At 61.2% G+C, this 17,536-nt stretch carries 14 protein-coding genes; 6 read left to right on the top strand and 8 right to left on the bottom strand.

Annotation, left to right across the window (positions count from 1 at the left end):
* Positions 1-4: 4 nt before the first annotated feature.
* The 4 genes from AAGQ88_RS03240 (at position 5) to AAGQ88_RS03225 (ending at position 5,809) form a co-directional block, all read left to right on the top strand.
* Positions 5-1,183 carry an acetyl-CoA C-acetyltransferase gene (locus AAGQ88_RS03240; protein ID WP_093469210.1) on the top strand — a complete coding sequence of 393 codons (1,179 nt, stop codon included), beginning with the start codon at positions 5-7 and terminating at the stop codon, positions 1,181-1,183.
* Positions 1,184-1,408: 225 nt separating this feature from the next.
* On the top strand, positions 1,409-2,425 hold the full coding sequence (locus tag AAGQ88_RS03235) for a class I SAM-dependent methyltransferase (RefSeq protein WP_342654421.1): 1,017 nt from the start codon (positions 1,409-1,411) through the stop codon (positions 2,423-2,425).
* Between the two features lie 66 nt (positions 2,426-2,491).
* Positions 2,492-5,491, top strand: coding sequence for a DUF748 domain-containing protein (locus AAGQ88_RS03230; RefSeq protein ID WP_342654420.1), 3,000 nt, complete (start codon positions 2,492-2,494; stop codon positions 5,489-5,491).
* A gap of 48 nt (positions 5,492-5,539) precedes the next feature.
* Positions 5,540-5,809 (top strand): DUF2845 domain-containing protein, encoded by a 270-nt coding sequence (locus AAGQ88_RS03225; protein WP_093469202.1) that lies wholly within the window; start codon positions 5,540-5,542, stop codon positions 5,807-5,809.
* A gap of 269 nt (positions 5,810-6,078) precedes the next feature.
* On the opposite strand, the gene AAGQ88_RS03220 is transcribed toward AAGQ88_RS03225, so the two are convergent.
* From AAGQ88_RS03220 to AAGQ88_RS03185, 8 genes are all read right to left on the bottom strand, one after another.
* The gene (locus tag AAGQ88_RS03220) at positions 6,079-7,758 is read right to left on the bottom strand and encodes a methyl-accepting chemotaxis protein (RefSeq protein ID WP_342654419.1); all 1,680 of its coding nucleotides are present in this window, start codon (positions 7,756-7,758) and stop codon (positions 6,079-6,081) included.
* Positions 7,759-8,079: 321 nt separating this feature from the next.
* Positions 8,080-10,026: a cyclic di-GMP receptor LapD gene (gene lapD / locus AAGQ88_RS03215; RefSeq protein WP_342654418.1), complete on the bottom strand. Its 1,947-nt coding sequence runs from the start codon at positions 10,024-10,026 to the stop codon at positions 8,080-8,082.
* Positions 10,026-10,670 (bottom strand): cysteine protease LapG, encoded by a 645-nt coding sequence (gene lapG / locus AAGQ88_RS03210; protein ID WP_342655729.1) that lies wholly within the window; start codon positions 10,668-10,670, stop codon positions 10,026-10,028. Before lapG ends, lapD begins: the two co-directional genes overlap by 1 nt.
* 154 nt (positions 10,671-10,824) lie before the next feature.
* Complete coding sequence (locus AAGQ88_RS03205) at positions 10,825-12,162, bottom strand: DEAD/DEAH box helicase (RefSeq protein ID WP_342654417.1); 1,338 nt, start codon at positions 12,160-12,162, stop codon at positions 10,825-10,827.
* Positions 12,163-12,221: 59 nt separating this feature from the next.
* Positions 12,222-13,121 (bottom strand): drug/metabolite exporter YedA, encoded by a 900-nt coding sequence (yedA, locus tag AAGQ88_RS03200; protein WP_093469187.1) that lies wholly within the window; start codon positions 13,119-13,121, stop codon positions 12,222-12,224.
* 181 nt (positions 13,122-13,302) lie between these two features.
* The gene (locus AAGQ88_RS03195; RefSeq protein WP_285424203.1) at positions 13,303-13,941 is read right to left on the bottom strand and encodes a 3'-5' exonuclease; all 639 of its coding nucleotides are present in this window, start codon (positions 13,939-13,941) and stop codon (positions 13,303-13,305) included.
* 86 nt (positions 13,942-14,027) lie between these two features.
* On the bottom strand, positions 14,028-14,507 hold the full coding sequence (locus AAGQ88_RS03190) for an NYN domain-containing protein (protein WP_093469181.1): 480 nt from the start codon (positions 14,505-14,507) through the stop codon (positions 14,028-14,030).
* Positions 14,508-14,771: 264 nt separating this feature from the next.
* Complete coding sequence (locus AAGQ88_RS03185) at positions 14,772-15,569, bottom strand: DUF2076 domain-containing protein (RefSeq protein ID WP_285424204.1); 798 nt, start codon at positions 15,567-15,569, stop codon at positions 14,772-14,774.
* A gap of 191 nt (positions 15,570-15,760) precedes the next feature.
* On the opposite strand from AAGQ88_RS03185, the gene AAGQ88_RS03180 reads away from it, so the two are divergent.
* Together AAGQ88_RS03180 and AAGQ88_RS03175 are read left to right on the top strand one after the other, a co-directional pair.
* On the top strand, positions 15,761-16,414 hold the full coding sequence (locus tag AAGQ88_RS03180; protein WP_342654416.1) for a YciC family protein: 654 nt from the start codon (positions 15,761-15,763) through the stop codon (positions 16,412-16,414).
* 9 nt (positions 16,415-16,423) lie between these two features.
* Entirely contained in the window at positions 16,424-17,515 is a 1,092-nt protein-coding gene (locus AAGQ88_RS03175; RefSeq protein ID WP_342654415.1) for an endonuclease/exonuclease/phosphatase family protein, read from the top strand.
* The last annotated feature ends 21 nt before the right edge of the window (positions 17,516-17,536 follow it).

Raw genomic sequence — 17,536 nt, 5'->3', positions numbered from 1 at the left:
TACCATGCAAGACGTCGTAATCGTTGCCGCGACCCGGACCGCGGTCGGCAGTTTCCAGGGCTCGCTGGCGACCATCCCGGCCGTTGACCTCGGTGCGGCGGTCATCCGTCAGTTACTGGCACAGACCGGGCTGGACGGTGCGCAGGTCGACGAAGTCATCATGGGACAGGTCCTTACCGCGGGCGCCGGGCAGAACCCTGCGCGCCAGGCCGCGATCAAAGCCGGCCTGCCGTTTGCTGTTCCCGCGATGACCCTGAACAAGGTCTGCGGCTCCGGCCTGAAAGCGCTGCACCTGGCCACTCAGGCGATTCGCTGTGGCGACGCCGACGTGATCATCGCAGGGGGTCAGGAGAGCATGAGTCTGGCCAATTACGTCCTGCCGGGCGCGCGAACCGGTCTGCGCATGGGCCACGCCACCATGGTCGACACGATGATCAGCGACGGTCTGTGGGACGCCTTCAACGATTACCACATGGGCATCACCGCCGAAAACCTGTCGGAAAAATACGACATCAGCCGTGAGGCGCAGGACGCTTTCGCGGCGGCGTCGCAACAGAAGGCTGCCGCCGCCATCGAAACCGGACGATTTGCCGACGAAATCACTCCGATCCTGATCCCTCAGCGCAAGGGTGACCCGATCGCCTTCGCCACCGATGAACAGCCGCGCGCAGGCACCACCGCCGAATCGCTGGCCAGGCTCAAACCGGCTTTCAAGAAAGACGGCACGGTCACCGCCGGCAATGCCTCCTCGCTGAACGACGGCGCCGCTGCAGTAATCCTGATGAGCGCGAAAAAAGCCGAAGCGCTGGGCCTGCCGGTGCTGGCGCGAATCGCGGCATACGCCAATGCCGGTGTGGATCCGGCGATCATGGGCATCGGCCCGGTGAGCGCCACGCGCCGCTGCCTGGACAAGGCAGGCTGGTCGCTGGATGAACTAGACCTGATCGAAGCGAACGAGGCCTTCGCCGCACAATCCTTGTCGGTGGGCAAAGAGTTGGGCTGGGACATGGAGAAGGTCAACGTTAACGGCGGCGCCATCGCCATCGGCCACCCGATCGGTGCATCGGGCTGCCGTGTGCTGGTGACGCTGTTGCACGAAATGATCAAGCGCGACGCCAAGAAAGGCCTCGCGACCTTGTGCATCGGTGGCGGCCAAGGCGTCGCCCTGGCACTGGCTCGGTAATTATCCGCGCCGGCGACACCTGAACGATTGCGCGCGCCGGTTGGTTCGCGGCACGCCCCCTGCAGCCGATGCACGGTCATCGGCTGCAATCCCGCCTCGGAACGGGTTCGCGCTCTTACGACTCTCTAAGCCGATTGATGCTGCCTGCGCCGTTGCTTGCCAATAACACCGGCAGGACCAAACTGCTAAACTGGCGCGCCTTATTCCTGCCCCAAGGCGCCGCGCATGTCTTCGTTGAATCAGGCGCTCAGCGTCGCCCTCGATAACCGTCAATCTCTGCTCGCCGAACTGCACGCCCAAGGCACTGACTGCTATCGCCTGTTCCATGGCAGCCAGGAAGGCGCCGGCGGCCTGACAATCGATCGCTACGGCCCGCAGTTGTTGGTGCAGAGTTTCCACAACAGCCTGGATCGCGAGTCATTGCTGGCGCTGCACGAGGCGGTCAATGCACGTCTGGGCCTGGAGCTGATGCTGGTTTACAACGACCGCTCGCAAGGCAATTCGCGGATCGATCGCACCGACGCGGTGTACAAGGCGGACGAGGCCGCGCTCGAGGATCTGATCGGCCATGAATGGGGCTTGAATTACCGGGTTCGCGGTCGTCACGCCGGGCAGGATCCGCTGCTGTTTCTCGACCTGCGCAACGCCCGGGGCTGGGTCAAAGACCACGCCAAAGGGAAGCGTGTCCTCAACCTGTTCGCCTATACCTGCGGCGTTGGCTTGAGCGCAGCGGCTGGCGGCGCGCGCGAGGTGTGTAATCTGGACTTCGCCGAAGGCAATCTGGCGGTGGGGCGCGAGAACGGGTTGCTCAATCCGCAGCTGCCGACGATGCAATTCATTCAGTCCGACTACTTCCCGGCGATTCGCCAACTGGCGGGCTTGCCCATCGCATCCCGCCGCGGCCAGAAACTGCCTGCGTACACCCGCCTCGAACCGCGCCAGTTCGACCTGGTATTGCTTGACCCGCCAGCCTGGGCGAAGAGCGCATTTGGTACCGTGGATCTGCTGCGTGACTACCAGAGTCTGCTCAAACCTGCGTTGCTGACCACCGCTGACGATGGCGTGCTGATCTGCTGCAACAACCTGGCGAAGGTGAGCATGGATGACTGGCGCGATCAGGTCCTGCGTTGCGCGAGCAAGATCGGCCGTCCGGTGCGCGACTGCCAGGTGCTGGCGCCCGGCGCCGACTTTCCGTCACAGGACCAGCAGCCGCCCCTTAAGACATTGATCCTGCAACTCTGATTACCCACCGAACGGATAGAAATTTCCCACGAGCATTGAGGCGATCGACTTCGGAACCAGATTGGCGTGCCATACTCCAAGCACCTCCCATCGAGAGAGTCGGCGACCTACATGCCCAACGGATTGAAACGCGCCATCGGCGCCTTGCTGGCCGTCTTCGCAATCTACAGCTTGCTGGGGTTTCTGATCCTGCCGGGCATTGCGTTGCGGGTGATCAATCAGCAACTGGCCAATTACGCCACGGTTCCGGCGCGAGTCGAACGTCTGGAGCTCAATCCCTACAGCCTGAAAGTGACGCTGTGGGGCCTCAATATCGGTGCGCCCGGCAAGGAGCAGATTGGTTTCGAGCGTCTGTACGCCGACCTGCAGATCGACAGCCTGTGGACCAAGGCCCTGCACCTCAAGGCCGTGGAACTGGACAAGCCCAAGACCGAACTGCTGTTCTCCAAAGACGGCACGCTGAACCTGGCGGGCCTGTTCAAGTTGCCGCCCAGCGAACCTGCCAAGCCGGACGAGCCGCCCTCGAAGCCGTTCCCACTGCGAATCGATGAAATCAAACTGGCTGACGGTTATGTGCACTTTCAGGATCTGCGCCCCAGCGAGCCGATCGAGTTTCTCTACGACACGTTGAATTTCGAGCTGAAGAACCTCAGCACGCTGCCTGAGGACAATGCCGATATGACGCTGGTCGCCGCCGGCCCCGAAGGCGGGCAGATCGACTGGGTCGGGCGAATCAGTCTGGTGCCGATCACCTCCGAAGGCACGCTCAAGGTCACCGACGGCAAGATGAAAGTCTGGTGGCCGTACGTGCGCGACGCGCTGCCGTTGGTTCTGAAAGACGGCGTACTGAACTTCAATACCCATTACAAATTGAGTCTGGCCAAAGAAACCGAGCTGTTGCTGGACAACACGTCTTTGAGCGTCGCGCCTTTCGCCATCGATGCGCCTGATGGTCGGCCACTGGCCCGCCTGAAGAACCTTGAGGTGAGCGACACTTCCATCGATCTGGCCAGGCAATTGGTCAGCGTCGGCAAGATTCGCAGTCAGGGCCTGGAAACCTGGGCCGCGCGGGAGCCTGACGGGCAGCTCGACTGGCAGAAGCTTTTCGCCAGTCAGCCGTCCAAGGCTCAGGCCAAAAAAGACGAGGCGGCGAAGCAGGAACCGGCCACCGCTACGGGCACCGAGACCACCGCCAGACAGGAATCCGCAGCACCGGGGAAGCCGTGGCAGGTTCTGTTGCGCGACACCCAACTGCGCGACTACCGCATCCATCTGGCGGACAAAGTGCCGAAGGAACCCGTTGCGCTGGACCTTGGGCCGTTGAATCTGGACATGACGGGCTTCGACAGCCTGAATCAATCGCCTTTCAAGCTGAAGCTCGATACCGGGCTGGGCAAACAGGGCAAGCTCACCGCCGAGGGCGAAGTCAATCTGGCGCCCGTTCGCGCGAAGCTCAATGTCACCACCCGCGATATCGACCTGCGGATCGCGCAGTCTTACGTGACGCCGTTCATCCGCCTGGAGGTGCGCAGCGGCATGCTCAACACCGATCTGGCAGTCGACCTCAAGAGCACCGAACCACTGGCGCTCGGCATCACCGGCAAAGCCCAGGTCGACCAACTGCACACGCTCGACACGCTGAAATCGAGGGATTTCGTGAAGTGGCAGCGCGTCAACGTCGAGGGCGTTAACTTTGAGCTCGGTGACAGCCTCAACATCGCCGCGATCAACCTGGAGCAACCTTACGCCCGCTTCGTGATTGCCGATGACCGCACCACCAACATCGACGACCTGCTGATTCCGCAGCCTGCCGACAAAGCCCCTGCAGCGCCCAAGGCGAAAACTGCGTCTGCCGACAAACCGATGGCCATTCACATCGGCGAGGTCAACATCAACAACGGCTCGGCAAACTTCGCCGACTTCAGCCTCACACCGAATTTCGCGACCGCCGTCCAACAACTCAACGGCAAGATCGGCACCCTGGACAATCGTCAGGACAAGCCTGCGCCGGTGGACATCAAGGGCAAGGTGGATCGCTACGCGCCGGTGACCATCAAAGGGGCGCTCAATCCCTTCAACCCGCTGGCGAGTCTGGACATCGCCACCAGCTTCAAACGTGTCGAACTGACGACGCTTACGCCCTACTCCGGCAAGTTCGCAGGCTATCGAATCCGCAAGGGCCGCCTGAACCTGGACCTGCATTACCTGATCACCAAGGGCCAGCTCAAGGCCGAAAACAAGGTGGTGGTGGAGCAGTTGCAGCTCGGTGAAAAGGTTGACAGTCCGGATGCGGTGAATCTGCCGCTCAAGCTCGCCATTGCCCTGCTCAAGGACGTGGATGGCAAGATTTCGATCGAGCTGCCGGTGACCGGCGATCTGAACAACCCACAGTTCAGCGTCATGCCGATCGTCTGGCAAACCCTGCGCAATCTGGTGGTGAAAGCGGCTGCCGCGCCGTTCAAGTTCATTGGCGGCCTGATCAGCGGCGGTGGCTCTGAAGACCTGGGCACTGTGGCGTTCGCACCCGGTTCGGACGATCTGAGCAGCGACGCGCAGGCATCACTGGACAAACTGGCCAGCGCACTCAAGGAGCGTCCGGCGCTGCGCCTCGAGATCGAAGGCACCAGCGCCGAGGCCAGCGATGGTCCGCTGATTGCTCAGCAACGTCTGGAGCGTGAGTACCAGAGCACCTATTACAAAATCCTCCAGCGCCGTGGTGACAAGGTGCCGGCGCAGGCAAGCGACCTGCAAGTGCCGGACGACGAGAAACCACCGATGCTGGAAGGCATTTACCGCACACGGCTCAAGCAGCAGCCACCGGCGCAATGGGTTGATCTGGGCAAGGAAGAACGTCAGAACAAGATGCGTGATGCTGTGCTCAAGTCGTGGAGTTCCAGCGCGCTGCTGCTGCGTCAGCTTGGACAGGCGCGCGCCGGCAGCATCAAGGACTATCTGGTGGACAAGGGACAATTGGCCGATGATCGGGTCTATTTCGTTGACGCAAGCCTCGGCCAGCCGGAAAAAGACGGCCGCGTCGTGAGCCCTTTGCACCTGGATAGCGAGTAATTACTTTTGAAGAATGTGCGTACGAGGATAGCGATCGTTCTCGGTTTGATGGCGTCGACCGGTTTGGCTCACGCCGACACGCTGCGCTGCGGCAGCCAGTTGATCAGCGAAGGCGACCGTATGTTCGAAGTCCAGCAGAAATGCGGCCAGCCGGTCAGTCAGGACATCATCGGCTACAAGGAAACCGTCAACCATTTCCGGCAGGTGGATCAGGTGCAGGTTCAGGAATGGATCTACGGCCCGAACAACGGGATGTATCAGTATCTGCGGTTTGAAGGTGGCAAGCTGGTGGAAATCAACAGCAAGCGGGGCAAGTAGCACCGCTCAAAAACCTTGGGCGCTTGCTCGCGAAGACTGGTTCCAGCAGGAACGTCTCCACCGGAGACACTGGCCTCTTCGTGAGCAAGCTCACTCCCACAAGGGCATTGCGGCATGGCATGGTCTCGCGCCAGGCACCGCACTGGTGGGAGCGAGCTTGCTCGCGAAGACTGACTTCCAGACGCTACATCTCCAACGGATGTACTGGCCTCTTCCCGGCTGAAGCCGGTCCTACAGACGCTGCCAGTACTCCGCACATCGCGCTATTTTCAGATCCTGAATTGTTTCACCAAACCACCCAGACGGTCGCCCAGGGCGGTCAGGCTGCGTGCGGTTTGTGCGCCGCCTTGCGCGTCGTCGGCGACTTCGTCCACGGCCTGGGCGATCTGCGTCATGCTGCGGCTGATCTCTTCCGCCACAGCGGTCTGTTCCTCGGAGGCGCTGGCAATCTGTGCGTTCATGTCGTTGATGGTTTCGATCAACTGGCCAATTGCATCCAGCGACGTGCCGGCTTCGTTGGCGAGTTCACCGGTTGTCTTGCCGGTGTCGCTGGAGCGACTCATGGCGACCACGGCGTCCTGCGCGCCACGTTGCAGCGAGCTGATCATGTCGTGGATCTCCTGAGTGCTTTGCTGGGTGCGGCTGGCCAGCGCGCGAACTTCGTCGGCGACGACAGCAAAACCACGCCCGGCATCACCCGCCCGCGCCGCTTCGATGGCCGCGTTGAGCGCCAGCAGGTTGGTCTGTTCGGCCACCGAGCGAATCACATCCACCACCGTTGCGATGGATTGCACATCCTGACGCAGGTGATCGAGCGACGAACTGCTCGCGCCTATTTCACCAATGAGCGCATGAATGCTGTCGATGCTTTTGTTGACGACCGTCTTGGCATCCAGCCCGACATCGCTGGTTTTGCGCGCGGCCTGGGAGGCGCCCTGCGCGCTGATCGACACTTGATGCGCCGCCGAGGACATCTCGTGAATCGCGGTGGCGACCTGATCGGTTTCCTGCCGCTGGCGGCCCATCGCCTCCTCCGACCGTTGCGCCTGAGACGACATGTCGCCCACCAGGCTGTTCAACTGCCCGGTCATCTCGGCAATCTGGCGAACCAGCCCGTGGATCTTCGCCACGAACTGGTTGAACGAGCGGGACAGCGCGCCCAATTCATCATTGCCGCTCTCAGGAAGACGACGCGTCAGGTCGCCGTCGCCGGCGGCGATGTCGTCCAGATTCTGTTTGATCACCAGCACCGGTTTGACCAGGCCGTTGCCGAGCACCAGCCCGACGAGCGCGACGATCAAGAGAAACACCGCGATGATCGCGACGATCAGCGCGGCAGAGGAGCCGATGCGGCTTTGCGTGGATTGCGCGATGGCAGCGACCTGATTATCGATGTCGTCCAGATTGGCCTGCGTGCCAAACGCCAGGTCCCACTTCTGCAGGTATGAGGTGTACCCCAATTTGGGAATCGGTTTGTCGCTGCCCGGCGTCGGCCAGTCGTAGCGGAAGAAATGAGTGCCGTCTTTGGCCTTGTCGACCAGGCCACGGATGACGTAGACGCCATTGGCATCCTTGGCGTCGGAAAAGTTCTTGCCGATGTCGAGGTCCTTGTCGGACCAGAACACGCGCACGTAGGACGAGTTGTAACCGAAGAAGTAACTGGCCTTGTCGTACTGCAGACTCTTCAGGACTTTGAGCGCGCGATCACGAGCGTCCATGTCGCCAGGCGCGGAAGCGTCGTAGATCGGCTTGATCGCCGCCTCGCCAATCTGCTGATAGTTTTTCAGCGACAGTTTGCGTTCCTCAAGCAGCAGCGCGCGAGTTTGCTCCACTTCCTGAGTGGCGAGCTTTTGCAGCACGACCCAGGTGATGCAGCTGATGACCGCAGCCAGCAGCAGGCTTGGAATGATGGCAAGGAGAATGACCTTGCGGCGTAGATTCAACGTCACGACTATTTCCTTGTATGCAGGAAGTATCATTTTTGATGATAAAAAATGACCAATAGCTCTTGTAGTTAATGGTCGCGGGACGACAGCTTCACCTCACCGTATCGCAGGTTCGGGCCAGATCTTTAGGATCCTATTTATATAAATTACAGGCGAAATATGTCACAAGGCTAGTATTCGATTTCAGGATCGATAACCGTGATGGAAAGCCTTCGACTATTGCTTTGAATGATGTTTTAAGCGCGGGATGCGGCGGCTTTTACCCTGCGCGATGACCGCCGTTTCAGGGAGAAATATGATGGTCTGGCGTTTTGAAACGGCCAATCACTGCCAAGGCGCCGGATCACCAAAGAGCTGACCTTGCACACCCTTGATGCCCATTTCTGCCAGCACCTGATGCTCCCCGGCGGTCTCGACGCGCTCGGCAATCAATGGCAGATCGATGCTGTGCGCGGCCCGCTGCACAGCCTCGATGAACAGGCGTTTATGGTTCTCCTGATCGATGGCCCGGATGTAACTGCCATCGATCTTCAGATACGCCAGCCCCAGATGCGCCAGATTACCGATGATGCTGAAACGCCCGCCAAAGTGCTGCAGCGCCAATGAGAAGCCCGCCTCTTGCAACCGCCGGGTCAGTTTTTCCAGCAGCGCCTGCTCCGGCAACTGCGCTTCGCCGATTTCCAGCGTCAGGCGCGGCCCCAGCCCAGGCTGTGCACGCAATGCTTCAACGATTCGGGTGAACGCTCCGGAGTCATTCAGCGTCGCTGCCGAAAGATTCAACGCCAGACGCTGGTCGTGCGTCTGCAGATGCTGAAGCACCTGCTCGAGCATCAACAGATCATGCCGGGACGACCAGCCAAAGCGCTCGAGCCACGGCAGGAAGCGCCCGGCGGGAATCGTCTGGCCATGCGCATCGACCACGCGGGAAAGCACTTTGTAATGCAGCACCTGGCTGGGCTCTCTGGCATCGACCACCGGCTGAAAAAACAGCTCAAAGCGACCGTGGGTCAAGGCCCCGTCCAGCAATCGATGCCAGGCATGATGGTCTTCGCCCAGATCGCCAATTGCGCCACGTTCAATGCAGCACCACGTAGGATCGCCGCCCGCTTCGGCCTGCGACAGCGCCTGATCGGCCAGCCCCAGCAGGATCAGCGACGAGTCACCGGGGCTGTACGGCGCAAGTCCCATGTACGCCACAGGCGCAACATCGCAGGCACCGGTCGTTTCGAGGCTGTGCAGCGATGTTTCAAGGTTGTGGGCGAGTTGCAGGGCATCCTCGCGCACCATGCCGGGCGCAAGTACCGCGAACTCACCGCCCCGAATGCGGCTGACAAGGTTGCGCGTCTGTGCAAAGGGCTCGCACTGGCGCACCAACAGCTCAGCGACCGCGACGATGAGAGCGTCGGCGTGCTGGCCACCCTGGCGCTCGTTCAGCCCGGCCAGATCCTTGACCCGCAGCAGCAGTAGATAACCGGCGCGGCTGTCCTCCAGCTGGCTGACACGTGCAGTGAGCTGCATATCGAAATAGCGCCTGTTGGACAGGCCGGTGAGGCTGTCCTGATAAGACTCGACACGCAGCTGCTCGCTGCGCTCGGTGCTCTCCTCGAACAGCGCCTTGAGCTTCTCGACCATCTGGTTCATCGCCTGAACCACACGGCGCAGCTCTGGTGTGCGCGGCAGCTCGGGCGAGGTGAGAAATTCACGACGGCCGATCGCCTGAGACTGCGCCACCATGTAGTCCAGAGGTTTTAGCTGGCGACGCAAGAGCAGCCCGCCCGCCAACGCACTGACGACGCCGCAGGCGACCAGCCAGCCGAGGCTGCCGAGCGCGCTTTGCCACAGCTTGGCCAGCGCGAACATGGGATGGCTGACCACTTCCACTCTCGCCATCTGCTGCCAGCCCCGGCTCACGATGGCTTCCCCGGCGCCAGGCTCGAGCCCTATCGCATCGACGAACCATTTCGGTACATCCTGAATGCCGGTCGCCGCGCGGCGTTCGACGATTGCAGCGCCGCTCGCCAGATCGACCACACGAATGCTGGCGTAATAGCCGCTGTCGAAGATCGACGTCACCATCAGCTCGATCATTGCCGGGTCGTCGACGTTGGCGCTGAGCGACAACGCCAGCGAGGTGGCGGCGTCCTGCGCGTGGGAACGCAACTGGTTGACGTACTGCGCCCTGGAGCTTTCCAGGCTGACGACGAAGCCGCCGGCGAAGGCGACCACCAGAAACAGACAGATAGCAATGAACAGCTGCTTGAACAGTGACATCAGTGCTCCTCATTCCCAGGCTCGGTCGGGAAGCCTTCGGCGCCCATTTTTTTCAGTACGTCCTGCCAGCGCGACAGACGTTTGCTGTCACCTGTTTTTTTATTGCCCTGCGCGCCAGGCAGCCACACGCCTTGCGCGTTGAAGGCGTATACCGGCAACAGATCCGGGCGCTCGCTGGCAGGTTTGATGTCGTTGATCAGGCTGTCGAGCACCAACGGCACCGCGTTCGGGCTCGAATAGTAGGTCAGCACCATGTGGGCGCGGTTCAGGCGCAGCGCCTTGACGTAGGTAATCAGCAGTTTCTCGCCCGGAACACCCAGTCGGCGGAGGCTGAAATATTTGGCGATGGCGTAGTCTTCGCAGTCACCGGCGCCCTTGATCAAGGATTCGACAGGCGTGGCCCAGTAATCGACCTCATGCCACAGGTCGCTGTCTTCTTCGTAGCGCAGCTGCTTGTTGAAGAACTGATTCACCACAGCCAGCTTGTCCATTTCACTGACCTGCTTCTCGGTTGCCAGCAGATCCTGCCAGGCATCGATGCGTTGCCGTCCGGCCCCCGACGGCCCATACAAGGTTTCGGCGCGGCGACTGATTTCGGAAAAATCCCAGTCGGCGGCGAGGTAACCCACATACGCCATGCACATCGTCGCCAGCGCGAATAGCAGCCGACTCCGGAAGCGCTTATGGGCTGGACGTACTGCCAATTTTTTTATCCATCTGGCAGGCGGGTAACTCAGGCGATGGTGAGCGGTCGGCGGGCAAAAGACAATGGCGTCTTGAGATCACCGACCGAGCGCATCATGGCTTGCGCTTGCGCGGCCCGGTGTTGAACGCAGGCACCTTGCGCACCGGCTTGACGTCAGGCGCCTGGGCCACGGATTCACCGCTGTCGACCCACTTGCCGAGATTGCGCTTACCGCCACCGCCGCTGGCTTTGGGTTTCTTCGGCTTCTTCGGTTTTTTCAGGATCGCCCCGGTGGCATCTGTGGCGGGAACGCGATGCTCGGGTTCGAAATCCGGTTCTTCCTTGCGTTGCAGCGTCTGACGCGTCAGCACCTCGATCGCGCTGAGCAACTCGACCTCGTCCGCACACACCAGCGAAATCGCCTCGCCGGTCTGGCCTGCGCGCCCGGTTCTGCCGATGCGGTGAACGTAATCCTCGGCCACGATCGGCAGATCCAGGTTAACGACGGTTGGCAGGTCGTCGATGTCCAGGCCACGTGCCGCGACATCAGTGGCCACCAGAATCTGCACTTCACCTGCCTTGAAACGGTCCAGCGCACGCTGGCGAGTGGCCTGCGGCTTGTCGCCGTGAATGCCATCGGCGTTGATGCTCAGGCCTTGCAGGCGGTCCACCAGCTGATCGACGCCAACGCGGGTTTTGGCGAACACCAGCACCTGGCTCCAGCGCAGTTTCTTGAGCAGATGGATGAACAGCTCGCTCTTGCGCTTCTTGTCCACCGGCACGACCCACTGCTTCACCGAAGACGCCGCGACGTTACGCGGGCTGACCTCGATGCTCAGCGGATTGTCGAGCATCTGGCCGGCCAGGAGGCGGATCGGGTCCGAGAAAGTCGCTGAAAACAACAGCGTCTGGCGGCGTTTGGGCAATGCGGCGTAGATGGCGCGCAGCTCTTCTGAAAACCCGAGATCGAGCATACGGTCGGCTTCATCGAGGATCAGCGTCTGAACCTGAGAAAACTTCACAGCGTTCTGACGATGCAAGTCCAGCAAGCGACCGGGCGTGGCCACCAGCACGTCGACACCACGGCGCAGTTTCATCATCTGCGGGTTGATGCTGACGCCGCCGTACACCGCGTAGGTGGCCAGAGGCAAATGCTCGGCGTATTGGCGAATGGCTTCGTGGACCTGTTCGGCGAGTTCACGCGTGGGCACCAGCACCAGCGCGCGGACCGAGTTGGCAGCGACTTTCGGCCCTTCCATGGTCAGGCGTTGCAACAGAGGCAGCGCGAAGCCCGCTGTCTTGCCGGTGCCGGTCTGGGCGGCGGCCATCAGGTCGCGGCCTTCGAGCACGGGAGGAATTGCCTTGGCCTGAACGGGGGTTGGCGTCTGGTAGCCGAGTGTTTCGAGAGCACGCAGCAGGGGTTCGATCAGGCCAAGAGAGGCGAATGTCATTTGATTACCGTTGAAAAAAGGTCAGCGCACAGGTCTGGTGAAAGACAATGGCGCGCAGTTTACCCTTTCTGCAGCGGTTTCTGCTTGCGCCACTGCGGCAGGCCGATCAGCACCACGGCGCTGATGATCACGGCCATGGCCGCCGCTTCCGCCGCCCCGATGTGTTCGTCGGCGAACAGCACGCCCAGCAGGACTGCCACCGCCGGGTTGACGTAGCAATAACTGGTCGCGGCGGCCGGGCGGACGTTTTTCAGCAGATACATGTACGAGCTGAAGGCAACGATCGAGCCGAATACCACCAGATAGGCCATGACCAGCCAGCCCGACAGACCGGGCGACTGGGTCACGCGCTCCCCGCTGGCGAAGCTGCCCACCAGAAGGACTGCGCCGGCGACGAGCATTTCACAGGCGCTGGCCATCGGTCCGCCCGGCAACGGCAGGTAACGGCTCCAGACAGAACCGAACGCCCAGGTGGCGGCCGCGAAAATCACCAGTGCCGCGCCCATCGGACTGGCTTGAAGGTTGGAGCCCAGATTCAACAGCGCGATGCCCACCAGCCCGAGCAGGATGCCGGCCCACTCCAGACCGGTATTGCGATGGCCCCACATCAGACCGAACAACAAGGTGAACAGGGGCACGACGGCGACTGCCAGCGCGGCAACGCCCGACGCAACGCCCGCGTGCTCAGCCAGGGTCACGCCGCCGTTGCCACAGGCAAGTAACAGAAAGCCGATCATGCCGGCGGCTTTCCATTGCTTGAAGGTGGGCATCGGTGCGCCGCGAAACCGCATGAACGCAAACAGGATCGAGCCTGCGATGGTGAAGCGGACACCGGCCATCATCAGGGGCGGCCATGTTTCGATGCCGATGCGAATGGCCAGGTAGGTTGAGCCCCAGATCACGTAAAGCGCGAAGAAGGCACCGATGAGCAACAGCGGAAAACGGCGGGAGGCAGGCATGAAAGGCTCGAATACAGTCGTTTATTGTTGGAATGATTCTAAAAATGTCCAAGCCGCTGGCGTCAGCTACAACTGAGGTTTATTCGACCCGTACAATTTTCATCACGCGCCCACTCTGGCCTCTTCCCGGCTGAAGCCGGTCCTACAAACAACGCGCAACGTCGGTCCCACCGATTCCCGGTTAAAGCCGGTCCTGTTGACCCGCCGCGAGGCCTCGATGCTTGCTGATGGCGTCGGCAATCTTCTTCGCGGGGACTTTTTGCAGCGTGCACAGCAACTGGTGAGAGACGCCGGCGAGCCCGTGGGCATCGCGCAGTTGGTGGCCCAGGTGCAGCGTCAGGTTGGCAGCCATTTCCGCGTCGGCCATGGCCCGGTGAGCCTTGCCGGTGTGGGGCAAGCCGGCCCAGCTGGTGAGTGTGCCGAGTTTGTGGTTCGGCGCGTGGGGCAGAAGGCGCCGCGCCAGCAACATCGAGCAGGCGAAGCTTTGCACGCGGTTGCGCTTGATGCGGGAGAGCTCGAAATCCCAGAATTTCTGGTCAAACGAAGCGTTATGCGCCACCAACGGCGTCGAGCCGACGAACTCGACCACCTCGTTCATCACCCGCTCGGCGGGCGGCGCGGTGCGCAACATGCTGTTGCTGATGCCGGTCAGCGACTCGATGAAGGAAGGGATGCGCACGCCGGCATTCATCAGGCTCTGATACCGCTCCACGATCACGCCCTGCTCTACGATCACCACGGCAATTTCCGTGGCCCGGCAACTGCTGCTGGGCGATATCCCGGTGGTCTCGAAGTCGATGACGGCAATGCGTTCTTGCATGTGTGAACCTTTCTTGAATGACCAAATTGCCTGTAGGAGCGCGCTTGCCCGCAGACCGGGAGCAAACGATAGAAGCGTGTCGGCGGTCAGCTTTTGAGCAGCAACGCGCCTTCGATCGGCACATATCGGCTGGCAGCACGGATCAGCGAATTGGCCGTCAAGCCAGGCACGCCGTAAGCCACTGCCTCGACGCCATGCTTGCTGATGATGCGATCGAGCAGCAGATCGAAATCGCCATCGCCCGAGGCGAGCACGACCTCATCGACATGGGGCGCGACGTCCATGATGTCGATCGTGATGCCCACATCCCAGTCGCCCTTGGCCGAGCCGTCCGAGCGCTGAATGTAGGGTTTGAGCTTGACGGTAAAACCCAGATTTCGAAGGATTTGCTGGAATTGCTGCTGCTTGCTGTCGCCTCGATCGATGGCGTATGCATAAGCTTCGACGATCTGCCCGCGCCGACTGATGTCGGCCCACAGGGCGGCATAGTTGAAATGGCAACCATGGGCCTGACGCACGGTGTAATACAGATTTTGTACGTCGGCGAACACCGCGATCTTTCTCACCGGAACTCCTCGATGCGCTGACAAGCGACAAGGGCCCGAAAACCGGACCGGCGCTCAGTATGCCAGTTTGAGAAGTGGATTGAAGGGCTGTGTGTCAGCGTGGCAGGCAATGGCGCGGTGAAGCGTGAGCGCGAACAGCGCGCTGCGGGAGTATTGAAAAAGCGCGCTACCGGCGTTTGCGGTGGGCCAGTCAGCTGTTGTGTGCTGGTCCACTGCTATCGCGGGCAAGCGCGCTTTTTCAGTTTTGAATGACAGGATCAGCGGTCAGACGTAGGAATCGTCGTCATCGCCGCCGAAAAAGCCACCGGTGTCATTGCCGTAGTCGGTATCGGTAAAACCACCGGCGTCATTTCCCCAGGTGTCGTTACTGGTGACACGCTGCTGGTCATCGCCCCAACCGCCGTCGCCATTGCCGACATTGGTGTCGCTGGCGTGCTGGGCCGGTTCTTCCTGGATGATCTCTACGATCTCCTGCGGCTGGCTGTTGTGGTGGAACAGGCTGCTGATGCCTTCTGCGAGCATCACGCCACCCGCCACGCCGGCTGCCGTTTTCAGCGCGCCACCAAGGAAACCACTGCCGATGGGCGCAGCCGGCGCCGCTTGCGGCTGGGCGTAGCCACCTTGTGGGGGCGCGTTATACGGAGGCGGGCTGGCAGGTCCACTGTCGCGCCAGCCGCCGGCCGAAGGCTGCGGGCTGGAAGGACGCGAGAACGACGACGCCGGCTGCTGCGCCTGAGGTTCGCGCGAGCCACCGCCAAAAATGCTCGACAAGAACCCTCCGCTGCTTTGCGCTGGGGCCTGGGTCTGCGCCCTGGCGCGCTGAAGCTCGGCCTGCAGTTGTTGAATCTGCTCGTCGCGCTGGCGGCTCTGGGTTTCCAGCTGCTTGATCGCGACTTCCTGCACCAGAATCGCCTGCGCCATGTAATAAGGCGCGGCGGGCTGGCGAGTCAGGTGTTCCTTGATCAGCGCTTCGGCCTGCGCATCTCGTGGGGCCGAATCGGTTTCTGCCTGCTTGAGTTTGGTAAACAAGCCGTCGATCAGGGTTTGTTCTTCGCTGTTCATGGCGACCTCGTTAGATTGCCGTAGGAATTCTGTTGGCTGGGCGTATGCTCAGACACATTCAGTAATGGGGCTGTTCAAGTGCGTTTCAATAGAATGTAGAAAAAGTTAAGAACGCCGCCATCGCCCATCCGGTTGGCCCGTTCTGCAGCTCTACGTTACAGTGTCGGCCTGCTTCTGCCTGTGATCTTTCAATGAATCCGCTGACCATTCTTCAAGACTCGCTGTACTTTTTCCGGCGCAACTTCGCCAGCATCCTTACGCTGTGCCTGCCGCTGGTAATTCTGGAAGCCGTCACCAAACAATGGCTGGCAGTCGGGCAAAACTCGGCGACGTGGCAGTTGCTGATCGGTCTGCTGTTCTATCCGCTGTACACCGGCGCGCTGATTCTTTTTCTGGATGCGAAGACCCGCGGCGAAGCGCCGACGACACGTGATCTCTTCGCCACGACGCTGATTATGTGGCCCAAGTTTGCCGTCCTGACCATCCTGAGCACCTTGTTGATCATGGCAGGCATGTCGCTGTTCATCCTTCCCGGCGTGTGGGTGATGATCAAACTGGTGTTCTCCGAGTACCTGCTGGTCTTGCGTGGCATGGGTCCGCTTCAAGCCATGCGCGAGAGTTTCAAGATGACCCAAGGCCACGTGGTGCGCATTCTGCTTTGCGTGCTGTGCGTCTACATTCCACTGTCGGTGCTGGAAGCGGTGAGTTACTACGTGCTGCCCGAGCAACAAAGCCCGCTGCTGTCGCTGGCGGTAGACAGCACCTCGAGTTTTCTGCAGTTGTTCATCAGCGTCGTGATGTTCCGCCTGTTCATGCTGATCGACGAACCGGCGCGGTCGGCCTGAGGAACGCCCATGCCCCGTCCGACGCGTTATGCCTTGTATCTCGCGATCGCGCTGGTGCTGCTCGGCGCGCTGATCTATGACGTGACCTGGCACCCGCCGCGTCATGAGCAGATTCCTGTCAGTTGCAACGTCAAGGACGCCGCGCCGCCCACGCTGTTACCCGGCCAGGCGCTCAAGGTCATGACCTGGAACATCCAGCATCTGGCGGGCAAGCGCTACGTCTTCTGGTACGACATGGCTGACGGCAGCGGCCCGGATGAGCGCCCTACTCCCGAAGACATTGCCTACAACCTCGATGAAGTCGCGCGCGTGATTCGCGACGAGCAGCCGGACGTCGTGCTGCTGCAGGAGGTCGACGACGGCGCCAAGAACACCGGATACACCAATCAGCTCGCGCTGCTGCAGGAGCGTGTCACTGACCTTTATCCCTGCAGCACCGAGGCGTTCTATTGGAAGTCGGACTTCATCGCTGACCGGCACATCCTCGGCAGTGTCGGCATGAAGCTGGCGACCCTGAGTCGCTATCAGCTTGAAAAGGGGGAGCGCGTGCAATTGCCCTCGGCACATGGCGACCTGATCGGTCGCCTGTTCGCGCCGCGTCCGGCGCTGTTGGTGAGCTACCTGCCCATACGCGGCGGCGGGGATCTGGCGGTGATCAATACTCAGTTGAGCGAACCGCAGCCGGATGACGACACGGCGCAACGGCAGGTGCAATCCATTACCGGATTGCTGAATGCGTTCGAGCAGAGCGGCAGCCTGTGGATCAGCGGCGGCGACTTCAATTTGTTGCCGCAAGGGCAATACCCGCGCTTGCCGCCCGAGCAGCGTCAGCGCTACTCGCCCGACAGCGAGCTGCAGCCGATGTGGGACAACTTCCCGATGATTCCCAGCAACGCGGAAGCCAATGGCGACGAGCGGCGCAAGTGGTACACCCGCTTCCCCAACGACCCACGCGTCAGCGGGCCGGATCGTACGCAGGATTACCTTTTCCACAGCCAGAAACTCAAACGCGTCGATGCTCAGGTCCGTCAGGCGGACACATTGCTGATCTCCGACCATCTGCCGGTGATCGCCCGTTTTTTGCTGCCCGCCGGAAAATAACGGCTTATCTGGCTGACGCCT

It is taken from the genome of Pseudomonas sp. F3-2, from assembly GCF_038804275.1.
Lineage (GTDB): Bacteria > Pseudomonadota > Gammaproteobacteria > Pseudomonadales > Pseudomonadaceae > Aquipseudomonas.
The sequence above is the reverse complement of the archived record's forward strand: the minus strand, read 5'-3'. Positions and strand labels throughout refer to the sequence as shown.